General features: G+C 73.8%; 25 protein-coding genes. 8 read left to right on the forward strand and 17 right to left on the reverse strand.

Annotation, left to right across the window (positions count from 1 at the left end; translation table 11 throughout):
* Nucleotides 1-26 precede the first annotated feature (26 nt).
* The 4 genes from AC4MBH_RS07150 to AC4MBH_RS07165 form a co-directional block, all read right to left on the reverse strand.
* Nucleotides 27-869 carry a helix-turn-helix transcriptional regulator gene (locus tag AC4MBH_RS07150; RefSeq protein ID WP_491793844.1) on the reverse strand — a complete coding sequence of 281 codons (843 nt, stop codon included), beginning with the start codon at nucleotides 867-869 and terminating at the stop codon, nucleotides 27-29.
* A gap of 33 nt (nucleotides 870-902) precedes the next feature.
* Nucleotides 903-1796: an aldo/keto reductase gene (locus AC4MBH_RS07155; protein WP_491793846.1), complete on the reverse strand. Its 894-nt coding sequence runs from the start codon at nucleotides 1794-1796 to the stop codon at nucleotides 903-905.
* Between the two features lie 78 nt (nucleotides 1797-1874).
* Nucleotides 1875-2369 (reverse strand): DinB family protein, encoded by a 495-nt coding sequence (locus tag AC4MBH_RS07160; protein WP_491793848.1) that lies wholly within the window; start codon nucleotides 2367-2369, stop codon nucleotides 1875-1877.
* Between the two features lie 41 nt (nucleotides 2370-2410).
* A complete protein-coding gene (locus tag AC4MBH_RS07165; RefSeq protein ID WP_491793850.1) occupies nucleotides 2411-3859 on the reverse strand; it encodes an FAD-dependent oxidoreductase in 1449 nt (482 codons plus the stop codon).
* 144 nt (nucleotides 3860-4003) lie between these two features.
* On the opposite strand from AC4MBH_RS07165, the gene AC4MBH_RS07170 reads away from it, so the two are divergent.
* Both AC4MBH_RS07170 and AC4MBH_RS07175 read left to right on the forward strand, forming a co-directional pair.
* The gene (locus AC4MBH_RS07170; protein ID WP_491793852.1) at nucleotides 4004-4624 is read left to right on the forward strand and encodes an SRPBCC family protein; all 621 of its coding nucleotides are present in this window, start codon (nucleotides 4004-4006) and stop codon (nucleotides 4622-4624) included.
* Nucleotides 4624-4950 carry an ArsR/SmtB family transcription factor gene (locus tag AC4MBH_RS07175; RefSeq protein ID WP_491793854.1) on the forward strand — a complete coding sequence of 109 codons (327 nt, stop codon included), beginning with the start codon at nucleotides 4624-4626 and terminating at the stop codon, nucleotides 4948-4950. The genes AC4MBH_RS07170 and AC4MBH_RS07175 overlap by 1 nt, the downstream gene beginning before the upstream one ends.
* On the opposite strand, the gene AC4MBH_RS07180 is transcribed toward AC4MBH_RS07175, so the two are convergent.
* The 4 genes from AC4MBH_RS07180 to AC4MBH_RS07195 all read right to left on the reverse strand — a co-directional run bounded on the left by AC4MBH_RS07180 (nucleotide 4947) and on the right by AC4MBH_RS07195 (nucleotide 8713).
* Nucleotides 4947-5846 carry a matrixin family metalloprotease gene (locus tag AC4MBH_RS07180; protein ID WP_491793855.1) on the reverse strand — a complete coding sequence of 300 codons (900 nt, stop codon included), beginning with the start codon at nucleotides 5844-5846 and terminating at the stop codon, nucleotides 4947-4949. The genes AC4MBH_RS07175 and AC4MBH_RS07180 overlap by 4 nt on opposite strands.
* A 493-nt stretch (nucleotides 5847-6339) precedes the next feature.
* Complete coding sequence (locus AC4MBH_RS07185) at nucleotides 6340-7410, reverse strand: branched-chain amino acid aminotransferase (protein ID WP_491793857.1); 1071 nt, start codon at nucleotides 7408-7410, stop codon at nucleotides 6340-6342.
* An 81-nt stretch (nucleotides 7411-7491) separates the two neighbouring features.
* A complete protein-coding gene (locus tag AC4MBH_RS07190; protein WP_491793859.1) occupies nucleotides 7492-8577 on the reverse strand; it encodes a 3-isopropylmalate dehydrogenase in 1086 nt (361 codons plus the stop codon).
* Nucleotides 8578-8587: 10 nt separating this feature from the next.
* Complete coding sequence (locus AC4MBH_RS07195) at nucleotides 8588-8713, reverse strand: hypothetical protein (RefSeq protein ID WP_491793861.1); 126 nt, start codon at nucleotides 8711-8713, stop codon at nucleotides 8588-8590.
* 402 nt (nucleotides 8714-9115) lie between these two features.
* Between AC4MBH_RS07195 and AC4MBH_RS07200 the strand changes: the two genes are divergently transcribed.
* On the forward strand, nucleotides 9116-9709 hold the full coding sequence (locus AC4MBH_RS07200; RefSeq protein ID WP_491793863.1) for an O-methyltransferase: 594 nt from the start codon (nucleotides 9116-9118) through the stop codon (nucleotides 9707-9709).
* Nucleotides 9710-10019: 310 nt separating this feature from the next.
* Here AC4MBH_RS07200 and AC4MBH_RS07205 read toward each other — a convergent pair whose 3' ends face one another.
* Both AC4MBH_RS07205 and yczE read right to left on the reverse strand, forming a co-directional pair.
* Complete coding sequence (locus AC4MBH_RS07205) at nucleotides 10020-10256, reverse strand: hypothetical protein (RefSeq protein WP_491793865.1); 237 nt, start codon at nucleotides 10254-10256, stop codon at nucleotides 10020-10022.
* A 42-nt stretch (nucleotides 10257-10298) separates the two neighbouring features.
* Entirely contained in the window at nucleotides 10299-10976 is a 678-nt protein-coding gene (gene yczE / locus AC4MBH_RS07210) for a membrane protein YczE (RefSeq protein ID WP_491793867.1), read from the reverse strand.
* Nucleotides 10977-11037: 61 nt separating this feature from the next.
* Between yczE and yczR the strand changes: the two genes are divergently transcribed.
* Nucleotides 11038-12498 carry a MocR-like transcription factor YczR gene (yczR, locus tag AC4MBH_RS07215; protein ID WP_491793869.1) on the forward strand — a complete coding sequence of 487 codons (1461 nt, stop codon included), beginning with the start codon at nucleotides 11038-11040 and terminating at the stop codon, nucleotides 12496-12498.
* A gap of 85 nt (nucleotides 12499-12583) precedes the next feature.
* On the opposite strand, the gene serA is transcribed toward yczR, so the two are convergent.
* Nucleotides 12584-14182, reverse strand: coding sequence for a phosphoglycerate dehydrogenase (gene serA, locus AC4MBH_RS07220; RefSeq protein WP_491793871.1), 1599 nt, complete (start codon nucleotides 14180-14182; stop codon nucleotides 12584-12586).
* Nucleotides 14183-14402: 220 nt separating this feature from the next.
* On the opposite strand from serA, the gene AC4MBH_RS07225 reads away from it, so the two are divergent.
* Nucleotides 14403-16013 (forward strand): ABC-F family ATP-binding cassette domain-containing protein, encoded by a 1611-nt coding sequence (locus tag AC4MBH_RS07225; RefSeq protein ID WP_491793872.1) that lies wholly within the window; start codon nucleotides 14403-14405, stop codon nucleotides 16011-16013.
* 7 nt (nucleotides 16014-16020) lie between these two features.
* A complete protein-coding gene (locus AC4MBH_RS07230; protein ID WP_491793874.1) occupies nucleotides 16021-16296 on the forward strand; it encodes a hypothetical protein in 276 nt (91 codons plus the stop codon).
* 3 nt (nucleotides 16297-16299) lie between these two features.
* Here the strand turns inward: AC4MBH_RS07230 and AC4MBH_RS07235 are convergent, their stop codons facing one another.
* The 5 genes from AC4MBH_RS07235 to AC4MBH_RS07255 all read right to left on the reverse strand — a co-directional run bounded on the left by AC4MBH_RS07235 (nucleotide 16300) and on the right by AC4MBH_RS07255 (nucleotide 22411).
* Nucleotides 16300-16758, reverse strand: a complete 459-nt coding sequence (locus AC4MBH_RS07235) for a response regulator (RefSeq protein WP_491793875.1) — start codon at nucleotides 16756-16758, stop codon at nucleotides 16300-16302.
* Nucleotides 16759-16862: 104 nt separating this feature from the next.
* Entirely contained in the window at nucleotides 16863-18107 is a 1245-nt protein-coding gene (gene efeB / locus AC4MBH_RS07240) for an iron uptake transporter deferrochelatase/peroxidase subunit (protein WP_491793877.1), read from the reverse strand.
* A 2-nt stretch (nucleotides 18108-18109) separates the two neighbouring features.
* Nucleotides 18110-19270 carry an iron uptake system protein EfeO gene (efeO, locus tag AC4MBH_RS07245; protein WP_491793879.1) on the reverse strand — a complete coding sequence of 387 codons (1161 nt, stop codon included), beginning with the start codon at nucleotides 19268-19270 and terminating at the stop codon, nucleotides 18110-18112.
* Nucleotides 19267-20151 carry an iron uptake transporter permease EfeU gene (gene efeU, locus AC4MBH_RS07250; RefSeq protein ID WP_491793881.1) on the reverse strand — a complete coding sequence of 295 codons (885 nt, stop codon included), beginning with the start codon at nucleotides 20149-20151 and terminating at the stop codon, nucleotides 19267-19269. The genes efeO and efeU overlap by 4 nt, the downstream gene beginning before the upstream one ends.
* Nucleotides 20152-20215: 64 nt before the next feature.
* Nucleotides 20216-22411, reverse strand: coding sequence for an acyltransferase family protein (locus AC4MBH_RS07255; protein ID WP_491793883.1), 2196 nt, complete (start codon nucleotides 22409-22411; stop codon nucleotides 20216-20218).
* A 266-nt stretch (nucleotides 22412-22677) separates the two neighbouring features.
* Here AC4MBH_RS07255 and AC4MBH_RS07260 point away from each other — a divergent pair, with 266 nt between their 5' ends.
* Together AC4MBH_RS07260 and AC4MBH_RS07265 are read left to right on the forward strand one after the other, a co-directional pair.
* Nucleotides 22678-23574, forward strand: a complete 897-nt coding sequence (locus AC4MBH_RS07260) for an ABC transporter ATP-binding protein (RefSeq protein ID WP_491793885.1) — start codon at nucleotides 22678-22680, stop codon at nucleotides 23572-23574.
* A complete protein-coding gene (locus AC4MBH_RS07265) occupies nucleotides 23571-24377 on the forward strand; it encodes an ABC-2 transporter permease (protein ID WP_491793887.1) in 807 nt (268 codons plus the stop codon). The genes AC4MBH_RS07260 and AC4MBH_RS07265 overlap by 4 nt, the downstream gene beginning before the upstream one ends.
* 98 nt (nucleotides 24378-24475) lie before the next feature.
* Here AC4MBH_RS07265 and ilvC read toward each other — a convergent pair whose 3' ends face one another.
* Nucleotides 24476-25501, reverse strand: a complete 1026-nt coding sequence (ilvC, locus tag AC4MBH_RS07270) for a ketol-acid reductoisomerase (RefSeq protein ID WP_491793889.1) — start codon at nucleotides 25499-25501, stop codon at nucleotides 24476-24478.
* Nucleotides 25502-25513: the final 12 nt, after the last annotated feature.

Genomic DNA, 25513 nt, shown 5'->3' on the forward strand with positions numbered 1-25513 from the left:
CCCGGGGACGGGTCGGGGTGGCCGGTTCAGCCGACCGACATGTCCTGCAGGCCGACGACGATCGCCATCGCGAGCGCGTCGGCGTCGGGCGTGCCGGGCTCGGCGGAGAACACCACGATCTGCAGGTCGCTGCCGTGGACGCCGAGGACGTCGCAGTCGAGCGTCATCCGCCCGACGACCGGGTGGTCGACCGTCTTGCGCTGCGCGCCGCGCACCCGCGCGGGCGTGCTCGACCAGAGCTCGGCGAACCGGGGGCTCGCCTCGCGCAGGTCGCGCACCAGGGCGGCGAGGTCGGGGTCGTCGGGCAGCCGGATCAGCGCCGCGTGCAGGTCGGCGACGACGTCGGTCTCGACCATCGACCGGGTCTGGGGCTCGAGGTCGCCCATCTGCGGCAGGTCCATGAAGGTGCGCCAGGCGCGGTTGCGGGCGCGTCCGGTGAGCGCGGACAGGTCGCCGAGGAGGGCGTCGGCGGCGCGGTTCTGGGTCACGGTCTGCCAGGCGGCGTCGATGACGGCGACCGGGACGTCGTCGAACCGGTCGACGATCCGCTGGATGCTCGGCGTCAGGTGCCGCGACATCCGGCCGGGCACCGGTGGAGCGTGCCCGGTCATCCGGTGCAGCCGGTCGCGCTCCTCGTCGTCGAGCCGCAGCGCGCGGGCGAGCGCCTGCACCACCTGGGCCGACGGGTGCCGGGCGCGACCCTGCTCGAGCCGGACGACGTAGTCGGTCGACACCCCGGCGAGCTGGGCGACCTCCTCGCGCCGCAGCCCCGTCGTACGCCGCCGCGCCTGCTCGGGCAGGCCGGCGGCGGACGGCGTCGGGCGGTCGCGCCAGGCCCGCAGCTGCGAGCCCAGCTCGTCGGAGGTCATGGCCCGATCAAACCCCATGAGCGGGACCGGCGCTCAGTGCGCGACCTGCACGGGCTGCACCTCGTCCAGGGTCGCGAGGTCATCGGCGTCCAGGTCGAGGTCGAGCACGGCCAGGTTCTCCTCCAGGTGCGCCACCGACCGGGTGCCGGGGATGAGGAGCAGCCGGTCGTACTGCGCGAGCAGCCACGCGAGCGCCACCTGGCTCGGCGAGACGCCGTGCTTGGCGGCGACCGCGGCGACGTGCGGGTCGGCGGCCAGCGCCTGCGGACCGCCGCCGCCGAACGCCGAGCCGAGGGGGAAGTACGGGACGAACGAGACGTCGTGCTCGCGGCAGAGCTCGAGCACCGGCGCGTCGGTGCGGTCGAGGATGCTGAACGGGTTCTGCACCTCGCCGATGCCGACCGTCTCGATCGCCGTGCGGACGGTCTCGGTGGTCACGCTGGAGACGCCGATCATGTCGATCTTGCCGGCGTCGCGGAGCTCGGCGAGGGCGCCGAGCTGGTCGGCGAGCGGCGGCTCCTCGGCGCCGGGGGCGTCGCGCTCGAAGCGGCGCAGGTTGACCAGGGCGAGGCGCTCGGTGCCGAGGGTGCGCAGGTTCTCCTCGACCTGCGCCTGCAGCTGCGCGGGCTCACCGGCCGGGACCCACCCGCCCTGCTCGTCGCGGGCCGCGCCGACCTTGGTGACGAGCCGCAGGCCCTCGGGGTAGGGGTGCAGCGCCTCGCGGATCAGCTCGTTGACGACGGCCGGGCCGTAGAACTGGGCGGTGTCGATGTGGTCGACACCGAGCTCCACCGCGCGCCGCAGCACCGCGCGGCAGGCGGCGGGGTCGGGGGGCGGGCCGAACACACCGGGCCCGGCGAGCTGCATCGCCCCGAAGCCGATGCGGTGGACGGGGAGGTGGCCGAGGAAGGACGTCGTGGTGGTCATGCCTCCACGGTGGCGCACCGGTCGGGGCGGCTCCAGAGACCTGATGTCCTGGGACCGGCGGTCCCACGCTGGGCGGCGTCAGCGTCCGGTGACGCCGTCGACCTGCTCGCGCAGGATGTCGGCGTGCCCGACGTGCCGGGCCACCTCGGACGTCATGTGGGCCAGCACCCAGCGCAGCGTCTTGGGCACGCCGTCGACCAGGACGACCGTCGGCGTCTCCGGCGAGCCGGCGGCGGCGATGTGCCGGTCGCTCTCCGCGATCGCCGCACGGTAGTCGTCGATCACCTCCGCCGCCGACCGCTCGGGCGGGACGACCATCGAGAAGTCGGTGTCGGCGTACGCCGGGTCGCCCCCCACGTGGTGCGCGAACCACCACCGCTCCCCCGCCGCGCAGTGCTGCACCAGCCCGAGCAACGTCGTGTCCGACGGCACGAGCCGCCGCCGCAGGTCGTCCTCGCCCACCCCCTCCACCTTCTTGAGCAGGCAGGCGCGGGCGAAGTCGAGGAACGCGAGCGCGGTCTCGAGCTCGCCCCCGTCGTCCCGGGGCGTCTCCTGGCGTTGGGTCTCGGGCATGCCCGGGAGGGTAGCCGGGGCAGCGCGGCGCACGAGCGCCGTCAGGCCGCTCCGCACCACCGTCCCAATGCCTCCCGCAGCCCGTCGTCACCGCCCCGGCCCACCCAGGCCACGTGACCGTCGGGCCGGACCAGCACGGCGGACGGCGCCGCGACGGCGCCCACCACGGGGAGCTCCCACGGCCCCGGGCACCCGGCGGCGACGTGGCGGACCCGCCCCGCCCACGGCCCGGGGTCGACGCCGGCAGCGGGGTCGAGGTCAAGCAGCAGCCACCGCGCGTCGTGCAAAAGCGGGTAGACGCGCGCCGGCCCGTCCGCGGTGGCGAGGTCGAGGTCGGGCACCCGGCGGCCGACCAGCGGGTGGTCGCCGCCCTCGTAGGCGACGTCGAGCCCGGAGACCAGACCGGCGACCAGCGTGCGCGGGCCGTCGAAGCCGAGCAGGTCGCCGATCGTGGCGTTGAGCGCCCCGGCGCGCTCGTCGGCGCGCTGCAGCAGCGACTGCGCCATCGTGTAGCCCAGCACGCGCGCACCCGCCGCGTGCCGCTCGGCGTGGTAGGTGTCGAGCAGCGCGTCGGGCGAGACGCCGGCGACGACCTGCGCCAGCTTCCAGCCCAGGTTGACGGCGTCCTGGATGCCGAGGCCGATGCCCTGACCGCCGGCCGGGTGGTGCACGTGGGCGGCGTCGCCGGCGAGCAGCACCCGGCCGTCGCGGTAGGCCGCCGCCTGCCGGGTGGCGTCGGTGAACCGCGAGACCCACGTCGGGCTGTGGACGCCGAAGTCCGTCCCGTAGACGGCCACCAGCGCCGCGGAGAGGTCGGCCAGGGTCGGCTCCGAGGCCGGGCCGAGCTCGCGCTCGGTGACGACGACCCGCACGGTGCGCCCGTCCTCCAGCAGCTGCAGGCCGTGCACGCCGATCGCGTCGTGCCGCACCCCCGCGGGCGTCTCCTCGCTCACCTCGACCTCGGCGATCAGGTGGCTGCGGGTCGCGTCCGGGCCGACGAGCGCGATGCCGGCCGCCCGTCGTACGGCGCTGCGCCCGCCGTCGGCACCGACCAGGTACGCCGTCCGCAGCGGCGGGCCGTCGGCCAGCAGCACGTCGACCCCGTCGTCGTCCTGCCCAAGGCCGACGACCTCGACCCCGCGGCGGATCGCCACCCCGAGCTCCTCGACCCAGCCGAGCAGGATCCGCTCGATGCGGTTCTGCCACAGTCCCAGCGAGTGCGGGTAGCGGGTCGGCAGGCCGGCGAGGTCGATCGGCGTCGTGCCGAGCACGGCGACCTGCACGACGTCGCCCTCGGCCAGGAACCGGTCCACGATCCCCCGCTGGTCGAGGACCTCGAGCGTCCGCGAGTGGAACCCGCCCGCCCGCGAGCCCGCCAGCTCCGGCGTCGGCCGGCGTTCGACGACCTCGACGTCCACGCCCGCCAGCGCCAGCTCGGCGGCCACCACCAGACCCGTCGGCCCGCTCCCCACCACCACGACATCAGCCACGCCGCACCCTCTCCTCGGTCTCCGGCGGAGCAGTGTGGGTGACGACGGGGGTCTTGCCGCAAGCCCCCTGGTGCTCTATACGTTGAGGAGGGAAGGGGCACGCGACCTCGTTACATATCAAGATCAAATGATATGACTGGTGCCATGACGTTCTCCCCCGCTGACCACCTCGCCGCCACCACGCGCACCCTCTCCACCGTCTCCCGCGACGGCGAGGAGCTGCGGCTGCTCACCGTGACCCGCACGTTCGCCGCCGGCCCCGACGAGGTCTGGGACGCGCTGGTCAGCCGCGAGCGGATCCCGCGCTGGCTGATGCCGGTCACCGGCGACCTCGAGGTCGGCGGGCGGTTCCAGCTCGAGGGCAACGCCGGCGGCGAGGTGCTCGCCTGCGTGCGGCCCGAGCGGCTGGCCATCACCTGGGAGTACGGCCCGATGACCTCGTGGGTCGACGTCTCGCTGCGCCCCGTCACCGACGGCACCCTGCTCCAGCTCGACCACAGCGCCCCGGTCGACCCGCAGATGTGGCAGCAGTTCGGTCCCGGCGCCGTCGGCATCGGCTGGGAGCAGGGGCTGATCGGGCTCGCGATGCACCTGTCCGACCCCGCGGCGCCGCGCCCCGAGGAGGGCTCGCTGGTCGGGATGGACGACTTCATCCGCAGCTGCGCGCAGGCCTGGGGCGAGGCCGCGGCCGCCGCCGGCGACGACCCCGAGGAGGCGCGGGCCGCCGCGCGGCGGTGCGCAGCGGCGTACCTCGGCGAGGAGTGATGCACGCCCTGGACGTGCTCGGCGACCCCGTGCGCCGGCGCATCCTCGAGGTGCTGGCCACCGGCGAGCAGTCGGCGGGCGACGTGGTGGAGGTGATCTCCGCGGAGTTCGGGATCGGTCAGCCGGCGGTCTCGATGCAGCTGCGGCTGCTGCGCGAGACGGGGTTCGCGACGGTCCGGCCCGAGGGACGCCGACGCCTGTACGCCGTCTCGGCCGCGCCGCTGCGGGAGGTGGACGCCTGGCTGGCGCCGTTCCGCCAGTTCTGGGACGGCGCCCTCGACGCGCTCGACACCGAGATCAGGCGTGGCCGCCGGGACGCGACCTAGCGACAGCCGCCGGAACCGAGCCGGCGCAGCCCCTCCAGGTCGCCTTCGCCGAAGCTCGCCTGGAACGTGGTCGAGGGGTACATCAGCTGCCGGTCGTCGTCGACGTGGTCGAGCCCGACCAGGTGCCCGAGCTCGTGCATCATGATCGCGCGCTGCAGCTTCTGGCCGCCGCCGCTCCGGGCGATCTCGTAGAACTGGGGACCGTCGAAGACGACGCTGCCGGTGACGTAGGTGCCGTTGCGGTCGGCCTGCGGGCCGGCGAGGCCGACCGTGTCGCCCCCGAGCTCCGGCTCCTCCGCCGGCGTGACCCAGGAGACCAGCACGGGCTCGGGGCGGCCGAACCGGCTCCGCCGGTCCGACGACGGCGACTCGTCGGTCGTGCCCTCCAGCCGGAGCTCGAGCCCGGTCGCGTCCGACACCGCGGCGAAGGCATCGGCCAGCGTCGACTCCCACCCGTCCGGCGCACCGTCGGGGTTGACCTCGAAGCGGATCGGGTCGCACGAGCTCCAGGTCAGCGGCTCCCCGGACAGCGGGTCCTCGTTGAGGAAGACGTACGTCGACCGGTCACCGCGGTCGCCCTCCCACCCGACGAGTCCGCGGATCGGGTCGACGATCGGCGAGGCACTGGCCCCCATCACGGCGACGATCACCGCGACGGTGAGGCCGACGGTCAGGTAGGTACGCCGCCGCTCGGAGCGGGTGGCCGGCGCGCGGCCGGCCTCGCGGCGTGCTGCCGCCCGGCGGGCGCGTCCCCGCGGCGGCTTGGGCAGCGTGCGGTCGACCGGTTCGACCGGCCCGCCGTCGGGGGTCTCGCCCTCGTAGGTCGGCAGCGCCCGCAGCTGCTCCTCGAGCTCGCGCTGCCACCGGCGCTGCTCCCGGTCCTCACCCCATCCCACGCGAGGATCATCCCTGGTCGGTGGTGACGGCGACGCCGGAACGCGGGAATCGACGGGCTCCCGCCGTCGCGTGCGCGTGACGCAGGGGCGGCGGCGTGCCGCGATCAGACGCCGCGAAGCGGCAGCGGCACGCCGCCGCCCTCGGCCGCTGCGGCTCGTGCACGCATGCCCACGCCGCGAGCCGCACCCACGCCGTCGCGTGCGCGTGACGCAGGGGCGGCGGCCTGCCGCAATCAGACGCCGCGAAGCGGCACGCGGCGCGCCGCCGCCCTCGGCCGCTGCGGCTCGTGCACGCATGCCCGCGCCGCGAGCCGCACCCACGCCGTCGCGTGCGCGTGACGCAGGGGCGGCGGCGTGCCGCAATCAGACGCCGCGAAGCGGCACGCGGCGCGCCGCCGCCCTCGGCCGCTGCGGCTCGTGCACGCATGCCCACGCCGCGAGCCGCACCCACGCCGTCGCGTGCGCGTGACGCAGGGGCGGCGGCGTGCCGCAATCAGACTGAGTGCATCCAGCCGAAGGTGTCCTCGGCACGGCCGTACTGGACGTCGACCAGGGCCTGACGCACCCGCATCGTGAGGTCGGTGCTGGCCGGGGCCGGGACGTCGCCGTCGGCCGAGCGCAGCGCGCCGACGGGCGTGACCACGGCGGCGGTGCCGCAGGCGAAGATCTCGGTGATCCGGCCGCTGGTGACGCCCTCGCGCCACTCGTCGATGGAGAACCGCCGCTCCTCGACCTGGTGGCCGAGCTTGCCGGCGAGCTCGATGATGCTGGCCCGGGTGATGCCCTCGAGGATGGTGCCGGTCTCGGGGGTGACGACGTGGCCGTCGTCGTGGACGAAGTAGAGGTTCATGCCGCCGAGCTCCTCGACGTACCGCCCCTCCTGAGCGTCGAGGAAGACCACCTGGTCGCAGCCGTGGCCGGTGGCCTCCTGCTGGGCGACCAGCGAGCTGGCGTAGTTGCCGCCGGTCTTGGCGGCGCCCATGCCACCGCGGCCGGCGCGGGTGTAGTCGGTGGAGAGCCAGAGCGTGACCGGCTTGACCCCGCCCTTGAAGTAGGCGCCGGCGGGGCTGGCGATCACCATGAACGTGACGTGCTGGGCCGGGCGGACGCCGAGGAACGCCTCGCTGGCGAACATGAACGGCCGCAGGTAGAGGCTCTTCTCGCCCTCGTGGTCAGGCACCCACCGCTGGTCGACGCGCACCAGCTCGTCGACGGCGCCGACGAAGTCGTCGACCTCGAGCACCGGCAGCGCGAGCCGGTGGCTGGACCGGACCATGCGCGCGGCGTTCTCCTCGGGGCGGAAGGTCCACACCGATCCGTCCGCGTGGCGGTAGGCCTTCATCCCCTCGAAGGTCTCCTGCGCGTAGTGCAGCACCGCCGTCGCCGGGTCGAGGGTCAGCGGCCCGTACGGCGTCACCCGCGCGGCGTGCCAGCCGTCGTCGGGCGTCCACTCGATCGTGACCATGTGGTCGGTGAAGTGCGTCCCGAACCCGGGGTTGGCCAGGATCTCGGCCAGCCGCTCGTCGGAGGTGGGCGCGTCGGTCAGCGTCGTGCTGAAGTCCATGGGGCGCAATGTAGTCGGGCTTCCTATCAGATGGATGCCACACCCCGCCCCAGCCGAGCTCTGGGACAGGAGTGACCTGGGTCAGGCCAGCCGCGCCGCGATCGCGTCGCCGACCTCGGACGTCCGCCGTCCGCCGGTGGGGCCGGCGCCGGGCTCGCGCTCGGCGAGGTCGGCGACGGCGGCCGCCTCGACGGCGGCAGCGGGGTCAGGGTGGCCGAGGTGGTCGAGGAGGAGGGCGACGGAGAGGATCGCGGCGGTCGGGTCGGCCTTCTGCTGACCGGCGATGTCGGGGGCCGAGCCGTGCACGGGCTCGAACATGGAGGGGGCCGTGCGGTCGGGGTTGACGTTGCCGGAGGCGGCCAGACCGATGCCACCGGTGATGGCGGCGGCGAGGTCGGTGATGATGTCGCCGAAGAGGTTGTCGGTGACGATCACGTCGAAGCGGGCGGGGTCGGTGGTCAGGAAGATCATCGCGGCGTCGACGTGCATGTAGTCGACGGTGACCTCGGGGAACTCGCGGGCGACCTCCTGGGTCAGCCGCCACCACACCGCGCCGGCGTGGACGAGCACGTTGGTCTTGTGGACCAGGGTGAGCTTCTGCCGCGGGCGCCGCTGGGCGCGGGCGAAGGCGTCGCGGACCACCCGCTCGACGCCGTGGGCCGTGTTGACCGAGACCTCGGTGGCGATCTCGGCCGGCGTGCCGACGCGCAGGGCGCCGCCGTTGCCGGTGTAGGGACCCTCGGTGCCCTCGCGGACGACGACGAAGTCGACCTCGCCGGGGTTGGCGAGGGGCGAGACGGCGCCGGGGTAGATGCGGGACGGGCGCAGGTTGACGTAGTGGTCGAGCTCGAAGCGCAGCCGGAGCAGGAGGCCCCGCTCGAGGATGCCCGGGGGGAGGTTCGGGTCGTTGGGCTTGCCGCCCACGGCACCCAGCAGGATCGCGTCGTGCCCGCGGATCTCGTCGAGCACGGAGTCGGGCAGCACCTCGCCGGTCGCGAGGTAGCGCTCGGCGCCGAGGTCGTAGCGGGTCTGCTCGAACGTCACGCCCTGGGGGGCGACGGCCTCGAGGACCTTGACGGCCTCGGCGGTCACCTCGGGCCCGATGCCGTCACCCGGGATGACGGCCAGCGTGACGGTGCCGGTCTGTGGTCCTGCTGCGTTGCTCATGGAGCGGAACCTAGTTGTCGTCGGGCCGTTCGCCGCCGTTGTCTCGCAGGTCGAGGGCCGTCTGGACGGCGCCGTACCAGCTGTGGTCGTCGGCGCGGTTCTTGGCGGGGCCCCACTCGGGGTACATGTCGTACATCGCTCTTCTCCTTCGTCGTGGTGCCGGAGCACGCGGGGACACCGGGATGTGGTCGTCACACCCGGAGATGCCCCCACGGAGGAGGAACCCGTGGATCACACGGGACGAGCCTGCGGACGAGCGGATCGCGCTTCTGCGCCGAGGGCGGACCGCCGCGGAGACATCACCGGGAATGGTGGTGCGAGGGCCGGGAACGCACGAAAGCCACCGCGACGGGGTGGCCTCTCGCCGCAGATTCTCAGATCTGCCAGGCCCCGTCGCGGCGCTCGATAAGTACGAACACGCTCCGCATGATGGTCCGACGGTAGGACGGGGTCGGCGGCCTCGCCACCGGAATCGACGAACTGTTCGCATCGCGAGACGCGCGTCTCGCTCGGGGAGACCGACCCGGAGACTCGCACCATGAGCGCCTCCCCCGACCTGCCCGACGTGGTGGAGCGGGCGTTCGCGGTCTCGCGCCGGGCCGGCTACGTGTCGTTCTGTCGCAACGAGACCGGGCGGCTGCTCGCGATGCTGGCGGCGACCCGCGACGGCACGATGGCCGAGTTCGGCACCGGGTGCGGGGTCGGGACGGCGTGGCTGCGCTCCGGCGTCCGCGGCGAGAAGGCCCGCATCGTCACCGCCGAGCTCGACCCCCGGCTCGCCCGCGCGGCCACCGAGATCTTCGCCGACGACGACCAGGTCGAGGTGCTCGCGGCCGACTGGTCCACCCTGCTCGACAAGGGCCCGTTCTCGCTGCTGTTCCTCGACGCCGGCCAGGGCGACGGCGGCTGGGCCGGCGGCGAGGGCGCCGTCGGCGTCGACGCCGTCGCCGACCTCGTCGAGGACGGCGGCATCGTCGTGCTCGACGACTTCACGCCCAGCGAGGGCTGGCCCCCGGTCACCTACGGCCGGGTCGACACCCTGCGCGAGCAGTGGCTGACCGACGAGCGGTTCACCACCGTCGAGGTGATGGTCGCCTCCGACGCCGCGACCATCATCGCCACCAAGCGCTGAGGGTCACCGGGGCGCGGTCCGGGGCTGGATGTGTCGTTCCCGTGCGATCGCGCGGCAACGGCAGATCGCGGGGGCACGAATGTGTCGTTCCCGTGCGATCGCGCGGCAACGACAGATCGGGATGGCCCGGAAGTGTCGTTCCCGTTCGATCGCGCGGCAACGACAGATCGCGGGGGCCCGGACGTGTCGTTCCCGTTCGATCGCGCGGCAACGGCAGGTCCGCAGCCGACGTCAGCGGGCCCCAGGACGCGCCGTGAAGGCGCTACCCAGACGCCACGCCGCCAGCGGCCCACCCGGCGCCCGAGGCGGCTCAGGAGTAACGGTGGCTCTTGGCCTCGTGACCCTGCTCGCGGGTGCAGGTGCGGCCGCTCATGTTGCGGTGACCGCACAGCCCGTCGGCGTTCGCCTCCGCGGGGGCGGCGGCCGGGGCGGCCTTGGCCGGGGCCGAGGTCGGGCGGCGCGGGGCGATCGGGGGCTCGCCGGCGACCGCGCGGGCTCGGGCGTACTTCTCGTCGCGCATCGCGCGCAGCTCGTTGGTCTTGCTCATCGTGTACTCACCTGACCGAGCCTAGACGGCGGCACCGACAGCTCACGACAGGCGCGGCGCGGGGTCGCCGACCGGCGGGGAGACATCGACCAGCAGGTGCGGCAGCAGCGCCTGGGTGACCGGCCCGATCGCCAGCGCGTAGAGCACCGTGCCGACGCCCAGGACGCCGCCGAGCACGAGCCCGACCAGCACCACGGCGACCTCGAGGCCGGTCCGGACCAGGCGGATCGAGAGCCCGGTACGCCGGGCCAGGCCGGTCATCAGGCCGTCGCGGGGACCGCGGCCGAGCTGCGCCCCGATGTAGAACGCCGACGCGAAGCCGCACAGCAGCACCCCGCCCACCATGAGGCCGACCCGCGCCGCCCAGGCGTCCGGCGCGTCGAGCAGCCACAGCGTCGCGTCACAGGCGAGACCGACGACCAGGGCGTTGGCGATGGTGCCCAGCCCCGGCTTCTCCCGCAGCGGGATCCACAGCAGCAGCACCACGAAGCTCATCACCACCACGGCCTGCCCGAGCGTGAGCGGCACGTGCCGGATCAGGCCGGAGTGCAGCACGTCCCAGGGCGCGAGGCCGAGGTCGCCGCGCACCATCATCGCCAGCGACACCCCGTAGAGGACGAGGCCCACGAAGAGCCGCACGAGTCGCTCGGTCAGGCGACCGGCCCGGATCTGCGCGAGGGGTCCGAGGTCGACGAGGGCCGGCTGCGGGGTCGTGGTCACGACACCAGCCTGGAGCAGATTGGCCTTCTGTCGAATAGCCAATCGTGCCAGGGTGGCCTGCATGACCCAGGCCATGAACATCTCGGCGACCCGCGTCGCCACCCTGGTCGGCGCCTTCGACCGCTCCCCCGCCTACGCCGGCCTGGCCGAGGCCCTCACCGAGCTGGTCGGCGACGGCCGGATCGGGCTCGACGTCCGCCTGCCGAGCGAGCGCGACCTCACCGTCGCCCTCGACGTCTCCCGCACCACCGTGACCCGGGCCTACCAGCTGCTGCGCGAGGGCGGGTACGCCGAGACCCGCCGCGGCGCCGGCACCTTCACCGCCGTGCCGGGCGGCCGGGCCCGCGCCCACGACCGGGCGCTACACCCCCGCCCCGGCGACGGCGAGGCGATCGACCTCAGCTGCGCCGCCAACTCGGCCCCGCCCGGCACCGCCGCCGCCTACGCCGAGGCGGCCGCCGAGCTGCCGGCCTACCTCGCCGGGCACGGCTACTTCCCGGCCGGCCTGCCGGCGCTGCAGGCCGCGATCGCGCAGACCTACGTCGACCGCGGGCTGCCCACCGACCCCGAGGACATCATGGTGACCCCGGGCGCGCTGACGGCGGCGGCGGTCGTCGCCCAGACCTTCACGGGCCCGCGCGACCGGGTGCTGGTCGAGTCGCCGGTCTACCCCAACGCCGTGCAGGCGATCCGACACAGCGGCGCCCGAGTCGGCGCGATCCCCGTCGACCCCGGCGGCTGGGACCTCGACGCCGTCGGCGACGCGCTGCGCGACGTGGCGCCCACGCTCGTCTACCTGGTGCCCGACTTCCAGAACCCCACCGGCCACCTGATGACCGACGCCCAGCGCGCGGTGTACGCCGCCCACCTGCGGCGCAGCGGGACCGTCGCCGTCGTCGACGAGGCCCACCAGGCCCTGGCGCTCGACGGCCAGACGATGCCCGCGCCGTTCGCGCGGCACGCGCCGTCGACGGTGACCATCGGCAGCGCCGGCAAGTCGTTCTGGGGCGGCCTGCGCCTGGGCTGGATCCGCGCGCCCCACGGCCGCCCCGACCTGATGGCGCGCCTCACCGACGCCCGGCTCGGCCTCGACCTCGGCACTCCGGTGCTCGAGCAGCTGGTGCTGACCCGGCTGCTCACCGACGGCGGCTTCGACGGGCCGGTCGTGCGCGCCCACCGCGACCGGCTCCGCGTGCAGCGCGAAGCGCTCCTCGCCGCGCTCGACCGGCACCTGCCCGAGTGGCGCTTCCACCGACCCGCCGGCGGGCTCGTGGTGTGGTGCGAGCTGCCGGCCGCCCGCGGCACCGCGGTCGCCGACGAGGCCGAGCGCCTCGGCGTCATCGTCGCCCCCGGGCCCGCGTTCGCGGCCGAGGGCGGGCTCGACCGGTTCGTCCGGATCCCCTGGACCCGCCCGGCCGCCGAGCTCGAGGAGGCCGTACGCCGCCTCGCCACCGCCTGGCACGTCGTCCGCGACCGGGCCGCGTCGGCGCCGACCCGGCCGGCGCGGGTGATCGTGGCCTGACGGCCGCCGGGGATAGTTCGATACCTCATCAACGTGTAGGGAGCGCTCTTACGTTGATGAGGTATCGAACTATCCCGGACCAGCGTCAGACGAGGTCGATCGTGCGGGCGGAGTGGGCGCTCATCGCGGTCTCGATGTCGGCGAGGACCTCGGGCGGGATCGCCGAGTCGACCGACAGCGCGACCAGGGCCTCGCCGCCCTTGGCGTTGCGGGAGACCTGCATGCCGGCGATGTTGACGCCGGCCTCGCCCAGGACGCGACCGACGGTGCCGACCATGCCCGGGCGGTCGTGGTAGGCGAAGAACGCGAGGTGCTCGGTGGGCTCGAGGTCGAGGTCGTAGCCGTTGACCTCCACCAGCCGCTCGCGCTGGTTGATGCCGACCAGCGTGCCGCTGACCGAGACCTGGGACCCGTCGGCGAGGGTGCCGCGGATGGTGATCAGGTTGCGGTGGTCGGGGCTCTCGGGGTCGGTGACCAGGCGGACGGCGGTGCCGCGCTCGGCGGCCAGCAGCGGCGCGTTGACGTAGGAGACGGCGTCCTCGATGACGTCGGTGAAGATCCCCTTCAGCGCCGCCAGCTCGAGCACCTTGACGTCGTTCTCGGTGATCTCGCCGCGCACCTCGACGTCGACCTGCTGGGCGACCTCGCCGGCGACGCCGGTGAAGATCCGGCCGAGCTTCTCGGTGAGCGGGATGCCGGGGCGCACGTCCTCGGCGATCACCCCGCCCTGCACGTTGACGGCGTCGGGCACCAGCTCGCCCGAGAGCGCGAGCCGCACCGAGCGGGCGACCGAGATGCCGGCCTTCTCCTGGGCCTCGACCGTCGACGCGCCGAGGTGCGGCGTGGCGACGACGTTCTCCAGCTCGAACAGCGGGCTGTCGGTGCAGGGCTCGGTCGCGAAGACGTCGAGACCGGCCGCGGCGATCTGCCCGGTCTTGAGGGCGTCGTACAGCGCGGCCTCGTCGACGATGCCGCCACGGGCCGCGTTGACCAGCACCAGCGACGGCTTGGCCACCGCGAGCTGGTCGGCCCCGATCAGGCCCACGGTCTCGGGCGTCTTGGGCAGGTGGACGCTCATGAAGTCCGACTCGGCCAGCAGCGTGTCGAGATCGACCAGGCGGACGCCGACCTGCGCCGCTCGTCCGGCCTGCACGTAGGGGTCGTAGGCGATGACGCTCATCCCGAACGCCGCCAGCCGCTGCGCGACGAGGACGCCGATCCGGCCCAGGCCGACGATGCCGACGGTCTTCTCGTACAGCTCGGTGCCGCTGTAGCGCGACCGCTTCCACTCCCCCTGCCGCAGTGCCGCGTGGGCCGGCGAGACGTGGCGGGCGGCGGCGAGCATCAGGGCGACCGCGAGCTCGGCGGCCGAGACGATGTTGGACGTCGGTGCGTTGACGACCATCACCCCGGCGAGCGTCGCGGCACGGACGTCGACGTTGTCGAGGCCGACCCCGGCCCGGGCGACGACCTTGAGCCGGCGGGCGGCGGCCAGTGCCTCCGCGTCGATCTTCGTCGCCGAGCGCACCAGGACGGCGTCGACGTCGGGGAGCGCGGCGAGCAGCTCGGTCCGGTCGGCGCCGTCGCAGTAGCGGATCTCGAAGTCGGGCCCGAGCGCCGCCACCGTGGCGGGGCTCAGCTCCTCGGCGATGAGCACGACGGCACGGTCGGGGGCGTGGATCACAGCGGTCCTCGAGGGCAGGCGGGCTGGCATGGCGGGCTGGCAGGGCGGCGCACGGCGCTGTGCGTCGGCCACGCTACACGGACGACGACCGGGCAATTCGGTGGTCCGCGGGCGCGTGGCGACGTAGCGTGGCCGACGTCCTGCCCCCGACGACAGAGGTCCGCGTTGAAGCTCTGAGGCCGTCCGCCACGTCCTCCACCCTGACCCAGGGAGCTTCCGCATGCCTTCGTCCACCTCTGTCCTCAGCCTCGCCGGCGTCTCGTTCGCCTGGCCCGACGGCACCCCGGTCCTGACCGGCCTCGACCTGCTCGTCCCGCCCGGCCGGTCGGCGCTCGTCGGCGTCAACGGCGCCGGCAAGTCGACCGTGCTCCGGTTGGTCGCCGGCGAGCTGGCGCCCACCTCGGGCCACGTCGCGGTGAGCGGCCGGGTCGGCTACCTGCCGCAGGACCTCACCCTCGACGCCGGCCGCAGCGTCGCGGACTTCCTCGGCGTCGCCGAGGCGCTGCGCGCCCTCCGGGCGATCGAGGCCGGCTCGGTCGACCCGGCCGACTACGACGCCGTCGGCGACGACTGGGACGTCGAGGAGCGGGCCGTCGCGTCCCTGGCGCGGCTCGGGCTGCCCGACGTCCTCGGCCGGCGCCTCGGCGAGCTGTCCGGCGGCGAGGTGGTGCAGCTCGGCCTGGCCCGGCTCGCGCTCGACGCCCCCAACGTGCTGCTGCTCGACGAGCCCACCAACAACCTCGACGCCGACGCCCGGGCGCGGCTCGTCGACCTGGTGTCGTCGTGGTCGGGCTCGCTGCTCGTGGTCAGCCACGACCGCGAGCTGCTCGAGCACGTCGACCGGATCGGCGACCTCCGCGACGGCCGGGTGCGCTGGTACGGCGGCGGGTGGACGTCGTACGCCGAGCAGGTCGCGGCCGAGCAGGAGGCCGCCGAGCACGCGGTGACGGCCGCCCGCTCCGACGTGCGCCGCCAGCGCGCCGACCGGCAGGAGGCCGAGCGGCTCCTCGCGCAGCGGCGGCGCCAGGGCGCGCGCAACGCGGCGACCAGCAACATGCCCAAGGGGGCGCAGGACTTCTGGCAGAACCGGTCGGAGAAGCACGCGGCGAAGTACCGCCGGCTCCACCAGGACCGCCTCGAGACGGCGCGCGACCGGCTGACCGACGCCGAGTCGCGGCTGCGGGAGGACCGCACGATCCGGGTCGACCTGCCCGGCACCGCGGTGCCGCGCGGACGGCTCGTGCTGAGCACCGACGACCTCGTGCTGCGCCATGGCGTGCCGGTCGACCTCGACATCAGCGGACCCGACCGGATCGCCGTCGTCGGTCCCAACGGCGCCGGCAAGACCACGCTGCTGCACACCGTCGCGGGGCTGGTGCCGCCGGCGTCGGGGTCGGTCCGGGCGCACGTGCCGGTCGGGCTGCTCCCCCAGCGCCTCGACGTGCTCGACGACGACCTCAGCGTCTACGCCAACGTGCAGTCCGTCGCGCCCGGCGTCGACCGCAACGAGGTCCGGGCGCGGCTGGCGCGGTTCCTCTTCCGTGGCGGGCGTGCCGACCGGCCCGCGGGCACGCTGTCGGGCGGCGAGCGGTTCCGTGCGGCGCTGGCCCGGGTGCTGCTCGCCGACCCCGCACCCCGCCTGCTGCTGCTCGACGAGCCCACCAACAACCTCGACCTCGCGTCGTACGACGCCCTCGTCTCGGCGCTGGCGGGGTACCGGGGGGCACTGGTCGTGGTCAGCCACGACCAGACGTTCCTCGACGACATCGGGGTCGACCGACTGGTGCAGGTGGGAGAGTGCTCGGGTGCGGGTGACGGTGACGGCGGATGAGGTCGCGGTGGAGCTGCGCGCGGTGCGGCTCGCCGACCGCCGGCTCGCCGCGCCGGTACCCCCTCAGCTCGAGCCGTTCCTCGCCGGAACCGGCCCGCTCGAGCTCGCCCTGGTGGTCGTCGAGGACGACGGTCGCCGCCTGGAGACGCCGGCGACCGCGACGGTCGTGCGCTCGGGGCGGGCCTGGACCGAGGCGCGCGGTCGGTTGCGCGACCGGCGGGGCTGGGCGCGCCGGTTCGTCCGCTCGCCCGTCGAGGTCGTGGTGATCACGCCGCGGGCGTGACCCTCAGGAGCGGCGGTCGCCCGGCAGCAGCTGGCCGAGCGTCTCGAGCACGCCGCGCCGGTTGCGGGTGCGCTCGTCGGGGTCGTCGAGGTCCTGGCCGAGCCACACCATCCGCTCGACCCGCCGCTGCAGCTCGAACGTCTGGAACGGCTTGGTGACGTAGTCGTCGGCGCCGGCCCGCAGCCCGCGCTCGATGTCGTCGTACGTCGAGTTGGCCGAGACGAGCAGGATCGGCAGGTCCTTGCGCTCGGGGTCGCGACGCACGGCGGCGACCACCTCGGGGCCCTCGAGGCCCGGCATCGTGACGTCGAGCAGCGCCACGTCGAGGTCGCCGTTGAGGCACCAGTCGAGCGCCACGTCTCCGTCCCCGGCCTGCACCACCGTGTGGCCTGCGGACTCCAGCTTGACCTGCAGCACGAGCCGCATGTCGGCGTCGTCGTCGGCCACCAAGATCTTCGCCACATCGATCCCCTCTCTCGATCGGCTGCGGGCGCCCGAGACGCCGCCCACCACCCCAGCATGTCAGCATCGGCGACGGGTGTCCGCTGAACACCGGACGGCCGCCGTCAGGCGAAGAGGGCCTGGCCCACGTGCTCGCCGTCGCCGACGCCGGCCGGGACGGCGAACAGCGCGGAGCCGGTGACCTTGAGGTACTCCATCAGCGCGTCCGACCTGGCCATCGCGTTCTGGACCGGGACGAACTGGGTCGCGGGGTCGCGGACGAACGCGACGAAGAACAGGCCCGCGTCGAGGCCGCCGAGCGCATCGGTGCCGTCGACGAAGTTGTAGCCGCGGCGGAGCATCTTGGCGCCACCGTGGGCCGAGGGGTGCACGAGACGCACGTGGGCGTCGACGGGGACCGTCGGCTCGGTGCCGGTGATCGCGTCGAAGTCGGGCTCGTCGAACTCGGTGCCACCGGTGAGCGGCGCGCCCTCGCCCTTGGTCCGGCCGACGAAGAGCTCCTGGTCACCGAGCGGCTGGCGGTCCCAGACCTCGATGGTCATGTTGATCCGGCGGGCCACGAGGTAGGAACCGCCCGCCAACCAGGCGCCGGCCGGGTCGTCGTCGGCGCCGACCCACACGTGGGTCGCGACCTGCTCGGGCTGCTCGGCCTTGAGGTTGGCCGTGCCGTCCTTGAACCCGAACAGGTTGCGCGCGGTGTCCTGGGTGGTGCTGGTCGACGACGTGCGCCCGAAGCCGAGCTGCGACCAGCGCACCGAGGCCCGGCCGAACGCGATCCGGGCCAGGTTGCGCACCGCGTGCACCGCCACCTGCGGGTCGTCGGCGCAGGCCTGCACGCACAGGTCGCCGTCGGACAGGGCGGGGTCGAGCACGTCGGCCGGGAAGTGCGGCAACCGCTCCAGGGACGCCGGACGCCGGTCGGCGAGCCCGAAGCGGTCGTCGAAGAGCGAGGGCCCGAAGCCGAAGGTGATGGTCAGCCGCGACGGCGGCAGCCCGATCGCCTCGCCGGTGTCGTCGGGCGGCAGCGCCGGGTCGCCCGCGACGGCGCCGACCTCGCCGGCGTCGTCGCCGCGCGTCATGCGCTCCGCGGCGGCGGTCCAGTCGCGGAGCAGCCCGACGAGCTCGTCGCGGTCGTCGGTGATCACGTCGAAGGCGGCGAAGTGCAGGCGGTCCTGGGCCGGCGTGACGATCCCGGCCTGGTGCTCGCCGCGGAAGTCGTACGACGCCGCGAGCGCGGTGTCGGCGTCGTCGGCGCTGGCCCGGCCGGCCACGAACGCCCCGCCGACCCCGACGGCGGCCGCGCCGCCGCCGAGGAGGCCGCGTCGGGAGATCCGGGGTCCGGGGGCCATGGTCAGACGACCGCCGCGGTGAGGCGTCCGAGGGGCTCGGACAGCGCGTTGACGGCGTCGGCCAGGGCCTTGACCTCCTCGGGCGTCAGCTCGGTGTAGAGCTTGAAGCCGTCGCCGACGCGATGCTGGTCGAGCAGCACCTGCAGCTCGTCGAACCGGGTCGCCAGCTCGTCGGCGAGCTCGGGCTCGTTCTCGCGGACGATCGGCTCGACGCCGTCGAACGCGACGCGGGCCCCGTCGACGTTGGCCTGGAAGTCCCACAGGTCGGTGTGCGACCAGAACTCCTCCTCGCCGGTGACCTTGCCGGTGGCGACCTCCTCGAGCAGGCCGCGCGAGCCGTTGGCGACGCCGTCGATGGTGTACTCCAGGTCCTGGATCTGGGTGTCGAGCGCCTCGGTGTTGGCCAGCAGGTCGTCGCCGAACGTGGTCCGCTCCGCCGGGGTCAGCGGGGTGTAGTCCACGGCCTCCTGGGGCCACAGGTCCTTCTCGATCTTGTGCCAGCCGGTCCACTCCTGGCCCGGCTCGAGGTCGGCCTCGCGCAGGTCCATCTTGGGGTCGAGGTCGCCGAAGGACTCCGCGACGGTCTCGATGCGCTCCCAGTGGGTGCGGGCGTCGGGGTAGAGGGTGCGCGCCTCGTCGTCCTGGCCGGCCTGGTAGAGCCGGACGAACTCGGTGGTCTTCTCCAGCAGCTGCGCCGACTGGTCGCGCACGTACAGCTGGTAGCCGGCCAGCGCCTCGTCGACGAGCTCCTGGTCGGAGGCGCTGAGCTGGTCCTCGGCCTCGTCGGACTCGGTGACGGTGAACTCGGCGCTGATGCCCTCGCCCTTCATGCCGGGCCGGCACTTGGTGAAGTAGTCCCCGGCGGGGGCCTTGACGGTCAGCGTGTTGCTGCCGTCGGCCCCGATGTTCTCGACCTCGCCGACGACGCGGAGGCCGTCCTCGCCGAGCAGGTAGAACTCGGTCACGGCGTCGTCGGCGTTGCTGACCTCAAAGGTGAGCACGCCGGCCGGCGCGGTGTCGCCGGAGACCTCGCAGCCCTCGGCACTGGACTCGACGGTGAAGGCGCGGTCGCCCTCGGCCTGCTCGGTGCTCTCGGTGCCGCAGGCGGCGAGCGAGGTGGCCGCGACCAGGAGCGCGGTCGCGGGGAGGAGGGTGCGGATCATCGGGTTCCTTCGGGCTGGGGCACGGGCGTGCTGGAGGGGCTGCGAGGCGCGCTGGACCGGCGCCGGACGGCGAGGAGGAAGAGCGCCATCACCGGGACGACGTACAGCACCCAGACGGTGGCCTCGAGGACCGTCGGGGCGGGGGTGAAGTTGAACATCCCACCGAGCAGCGACCCGTACCAGGAGCTGGCGTTGACGGTGCCGGAGATGTCGAAGAGCGTGGTACCCAGGCCGGGCAGGACGTCGATCTCCTGCAGGTCGTGGACGCCGTAGGACAGCACGCCGCCGGCGACCAGGATCAGCAGCACGCCGGTCCAGGTGAAGAACGTGGTCAGGTTGATCGTCACCGCGCCGCGGTAGATGAGGTAGCCGATCACCACGGCCGCGACGATGCCGAGGAAGGCGCCGACCAGCGGCGTGGTGGTGAGGTCGGTGCCGTCGGGCTTGTCGCGACCGGTGGCGGTCTGGGTGTTGGCCCAGAGGATGGCGGCGGTCTCCATGCCCTCACGACCCACGGCGAGGAAGGCGATCACCACGATGGAGAACGGGCTGTCGGCGGCGGCGTCGAGCTTGCCGCGCAGCTCGCCGGCGATCGACTTCGCCGCGCCGGCCATCCAGAAGATCATCCAGGTCACGAACACCGCGGCGACCAGCGACAGCACTCCCCCGAGCAGCTCCTGGCTGCGGAAGTCGAGCTTGCGTGACTGGAGCCCGAGCAGCAGCGTGAACCCGGCGCTCAGGACCACCGCGGCACCCACCCCGGCCCAGATCCACTTCAGCTGGTGGCGCCGGTCGGACTTGACGAGGTAGGCCACCAGGATGCTCACGACGAGCGCGGCCTCGAGGCCCTCGCGCAGGCCGATCAGGAAGTTGCTGAGCACGAGCGACCACGGTACGCCGGTGAGGGTAGGTTGTCCTAACTCCTGAGGGGTGGGCTGGTCCGGGTCAGGCCGACCAGATCCCGAGCCGCTGGCCCAGCGACTCGCCGAGCAGGTCGACGTAGATCGCGGTCAGGTGGCTCCGGTCGATGTAGGGGATGACGTCCCCGACCACCGCGGCGCACCGGCCGCGCCAGCACAGCCAGGGCCGCGGGTCGACGCTGCCCACGCCGGCTGCCGCCGCGGCCCGCACCGAGGCGTCGGCCTCGGCCTCGTAGGTCTGGTCGGGACTGAACAGGCAGTCGCCGAGGTCGGGGTCGCCCCGGGTCAGGCAGGTGCCGGGCGCGACGTCGGCCAGCGGGACGTCGCGGATGAGCCGCACGGCGTCGGTGTGGGGCGCGAGCCGCTCGAACGTCTCGCCCCACGCCTGCTCCATCAGCCCGGTGCGGCGGGGGTCGTCGGCCGCCACCGTGCGGCCCGACGGGCTGTGGACGTCGCCGCCGGGGGCGGCGCTGGCGACCACGGTCAGGTCGGGGTGCAGCTGCTCGACCTGCTCGAACGCCCAGTCGCGGAACGCCGTGCAGTCGGTCCAGGGATCACCGGTGACCGGCGCGCTCACCGTGACCGAGGCGGCGGTGCACTCGGGCTTGACCAGGTAGTAGGTGGTGAAGCCGGACTGCAGGGCGATCTTCTCGAACGCCGAGATCCACATCTGGGCGTGGGAGTCGCCGATGACCACGATCGACCGGTCGGCGTCGGTGTCGCCGCGCGGGCACAGGTCGCGCTCGCCGGCGGGCCCGTAGTCGCACTCGCCGACGCCGGCGATGTTGTCGGCCAGGTCGAGCCGCCCCGGGCGCAGCCGCTCCGGCACCGGGCGGCCGCGCTCGCCGGCGTACACGGACGCCTGGACGAGGGCCACGACGGGGTCGGGGCTCACCTCGACCTCCGGGTCCTCGGCCACGCCCGAGCCCTGCAGGGTGACCGCCGGCCCGTCGCCGTACGTCGAGGCGCGGTGATGGGCGTAGGACCAGCCGAGCGCGCAGGTCAGGGCGAGCACCGAGACCGACGCCGGGTAGAGCGCGAGCGCGCGGAACCGCGGGATCCGCACCGGGTCGCGGAACGGCGTCTCGACGAAGCGGTGGGTCAGGGCCGCGAGACCCAGGGTCAGCAGCACGAGGTCGACGCGGGCCAGGGTCGACACCTCGACCTCGGTGGCCTCGAGCACCACGAGCAGCGGCCAGTGCCACAGGTAGAGCGAGTAGGACCAGTCGCCGATCGCGCGCATCGGCCGCACGCCCAGCAGGCGCTGCGGCCAGGCGTCGACCGGGGCGCCGTCGGGACGGCGTACGCCGGCGAGCAGCACCAGCGCGGTCGCGGCGACGGGCAGCGCCATCAGCTCACCACGGGCCTGGCTGGCCTGGTCGAACGTCGCGAACGCGTAGCCCATTGCGGCGAGCCCGGTCAGCGCGAGCAGCCCCCGCGCCCGCACCGTCAGCGCCCGGGTCAGCCGCACGCCGACCAGGGCGACCACCGCGCCGGCGGTGAGCTCCCAGGCGCGGGCCGGGGTGGAGAAGTAGGCGGCCACCGGGTCGGTGTGGGAGAGGTGGACGGCGTAGGCGAACGACGCGGCGCCGAGCACGACGAGCACCGCGAGCAGCGGCACGAACGACGGCTGCCCGGCCGGGCGGTCGGACCCGCGGCCGCGCCGACCGCGCCGGCCGAGGACGGCGACGCAGAGCAGCACCAGCAGCGGCCAGGCGACGTAGAACTGCTCCTCGACCGCCAGCGACCAGTAGTGCTGCAGCGGCGAGGTGAGCTGGTCGCGCGCGAAGTAGTCGGTACCCACCGCGGCGAACCGGATGTTGGCGGCGAACACCGCCGCCCAGCCGGCGTCCTCGACGGTCTCGAGCGACTCGGCGGCGCCGAGCAGCAGCGACGACAGGGCCACGGTGACCACCACGACGACCGTCGCGGCCGGCAGGATCCGGCGCGCCCGCCGGGCGTAGAACCCGCCCACGGAGACCGTGCCGGTACGCCGCACCTCGCCGAGCAGCAGCTGGGTGATGAGGAACCCCGAGACCACGAGGAACACGTCGACGCCGAGGTAGCCGCCGGCCATCCCCGGGACGCCGTAGTGACCGGCGACCACGGCGAGCACGGCGACCGCCCGGAGGCCCTGGATGTCGGCGCGGTGGTGGCTGCGGTCGCGGCCGGCGGGCTGCGCCGGGGCAGCGTCGCCGACGGCCTCACGCCGCTCGGACATCCCGCTCCCTCACGCTGTACCTCGCTCCGACGCCCCCACGCTAACGACGCCCGACGTCCGCTCCGGGGAGCGCGCGCGGCGCGTCGGCGGTGCTGGTCGGTGGGTTGGTCACACCAGTCACAACAGCCACAGATCTAGACGGCGCGAGCGCTCTGTCGTCGGCCCACCCCGAGCCGACCCCGAGACACCTCGGGGGCGCGGACCAGGGTCGGGGTCAGCGGTCTCCCCGATGTGCCGGGGGACGCCGCGCCGCCAGGCTTCGGGACATGATCACCATCGAGAACCTGACCCGTACCTACGGGTCCTTCACCGCCGTGGACGACGTGTCGTTCACGGCCCGGCCCGGCAGGGTCACCGGGTTCCTCGGCCCCAACGGGGCCGGCAAGTCCACCACCATGCGGGTCCTGGTCGGCCTCACGCCGCCGACGTCGGGCACCGCCACCGTCGCCGGGCGCCGCTTCGCCGACCTGCCCAACCCGGGCCGGGAGGTCGGCGTCCTCCTCGACGCCTCGGCCCAGCACGCCGGCCGCACCGGCCGCGAGATCCTCACCCTCGCCCAGCGCACCCTCGGCCTGCCGGCCGACCGCGTCGACGCGATGCTCGCCCGGGTCAGCCTGACGCCGCGCGAGGCCGAGCGGCGGGTCCGGCACTACTCGCTCGGGATGCGGCAGCGCCTCGGCATCGCCGTCGCCCTGATCGGCGACCCCACGTCGCTGATCCTCGACGAGCCGGCCAACGGGCTCGACCCGGCCGGCATCCGCTGGATGCGCGACCTGCTGCGCGACTACGCCAACGCCGGCGGCACCGTGCTGCTGTCGTCGCACCTGCTGCACGAGATCGAGGTGATCGCCGACGACATCGTGGTCATCGGCAACGGCCGGATCGTCGCGTCCGGCACCAAGACCGAGCTGCTCGCCGGCTCGGGCACCATCGTCCGGGCCCGCGAGACCGACGCCCTCGGTCGGGCCCTGACCGAGTCGGCCGTCCCGTTCCGACTCGTCGACGGCGGTTTCCGGGCCGACGCCGAGGCCGAGCACGTCGGCAAGGTCGCCCACGCCGCCGGCGTACCCCTGCTCGAGCTGCGCGGCGCCGACGGCGCCGGCCTGGAGGAGATGTTCCTCGAGCTCACCGCCGAGACCCAGCGCGAAGGAGTCGTCGCATGACCACCGCCACCACCATCTCCACCGGTCCCCCGCCGGTCACCGCCCGTCCGTTCGACCCGATCCCGTTCTCCCGGGTCGTCTCGGTCGAGCTGCGCAAGATGTTCGACACCCGCTCGGGCTTCTGGCTGATGTGCAGCATCGGCATCCTCGCGCTGCTGGCCACCGCCGCCGTCGTGGCCTTCGCCCCCGACGACGAGATGACCTACGAGACCTTCGCCTCGGCGATCGGCATCCCGATGTCGATCATCCTCCCGGTCATCGCGATCCTCTCGGTGACCAGCGAGTGGAGCCAGCGCACCGGCCTGACGACGTTCACCTTCGTCCCGAACCGCGGCCGCGTCATCGGGGCCAAGGCGCTCTGCGCGGTCGGCATCGGCGTCGTCTCGATCGGCGTCGCCGTCGCCATCGGCGCCCTCGGCAACGTCGTCGGCACCGCGATCGCCGGCGTCGACACGGTGTGGAACGTCACGGTGTCCGAGCTGGCGATGATCGTGCTGGCCAACGTGCTCGGCCTGCTGATCGGCTTCATGCTCGGCGTGGTGCTGCGCACCTCGGCCGCCGCGATCGTGGCCTACTTCGTCTACGGCTTCGTGCTGGCCGGCCTCACCGCGCTGCTCGCCGCGAGCCAGGAGTGGTTCGCCGACCTGCAGCCGTGGATCGACTTCAACTACAGCCAGACCGCCCTGTTCGAGGGCCTGCCCTCCGCCGAGCAGTGGGCCCAGCTCGGCACCTCCGGCCTCCTGTGGCTGGTGATCCCCCTCGCCATCGGCGTCCGCCTGGTCCTCCGCTCCGAGGTGAAGTAGTCGTCACCACGAGCAAATGACGCTGACCCGTCGCAACGATGCGACGGGTCAGCGTCCATTTCGCGGTGACCCGTCGCAACGATGCGACGGGTCAGCGCTCAGCGGGCGGCGGAGCCCTCGGTGTAGTCGGAGTCGGCCTGTTGCCAGGAGAAGTGGGCGCGGAGGGTCTTGCCGGTGGCCTCGATCGGGTGGCCGGCCTCCTCGGCGCGCAGGCGGTTGAACTCCTCGGCGCCGTTGTCCTGGTCGGCGATGAACCGCTCGGCGAACGAGCCGTCCTGGATCTCCGACAGCACCTCCTGCATGCGGGTCTTGACCGAGGCGTCGATGATGCGCGGGCCGGAGACGTAGTCGCCGTACTCGGCGGTGTCGGAGATGCTCCAGCGCTGCTTGGCGATGCCGCCCTCCCACATCAGGTCGACGATGAGCTTGAGCTCGTGGAGGACCTCGAAGTAGGCGATCTCGGGCTGGTAGCCGGCCTCGGTGAGGGTCTCGAACCCGGCCTGCACCAGGTGGGAGACGCCACCGCAGAGCACGGCCTGCTCGCCGAAGAGGTCGGTCTCGGTCTCCTCGGTGAACGTCGTCTTGATGACGCCGGCGCGGGTGCCGCCGATGGCCTTGGCGTAGGACTTCGCCAGGTCCCAGGCGGTGCCGCTGGCGTCCTGCTCGACGGCGATGATGTCGGGGATGCCGCGCCCGGCCTCGTACTCGCGGCGCACGGTGTGGCCCGGCGCCTTGGGGGCCACCAGGATCACGTCGACGCCGGCGGGGGCCTTGATGTAGCCGAACCGGATGTTGAAGCCGTGGCCGAAGACCAGGGTGTCGCCCTCGGCGAGGTGGGGCTCGATCGACTCGGCGTAGACGTGGCGCTGCACCTGGTCGGGGGTGAGGATGACGACGACGTCGGCCTCCTCGACCGCCTCGGCCACGGTGCGCACCGTCAGGCCGGCCTCCTCGGCCTTGGCCTTGCTCCGCGAGCCCTCGGCCAGGCCGACGCGGACGTCGACGCCGGAGTCGCGCAGGTTGAGCGCGTGCGCGTGACCCTGCGATCCGTAGCCGATGACGGCCACGTTCTTGCCCTGGATCAGGGACAGGTCGGCGTCGTCGTCGTAGAAGATCTCAGCCACAGGTGGGGTTCG

The sequence above is a fragment of the Nocardioides sp. WJ219 genome (genome assembly GCF_058559815.1).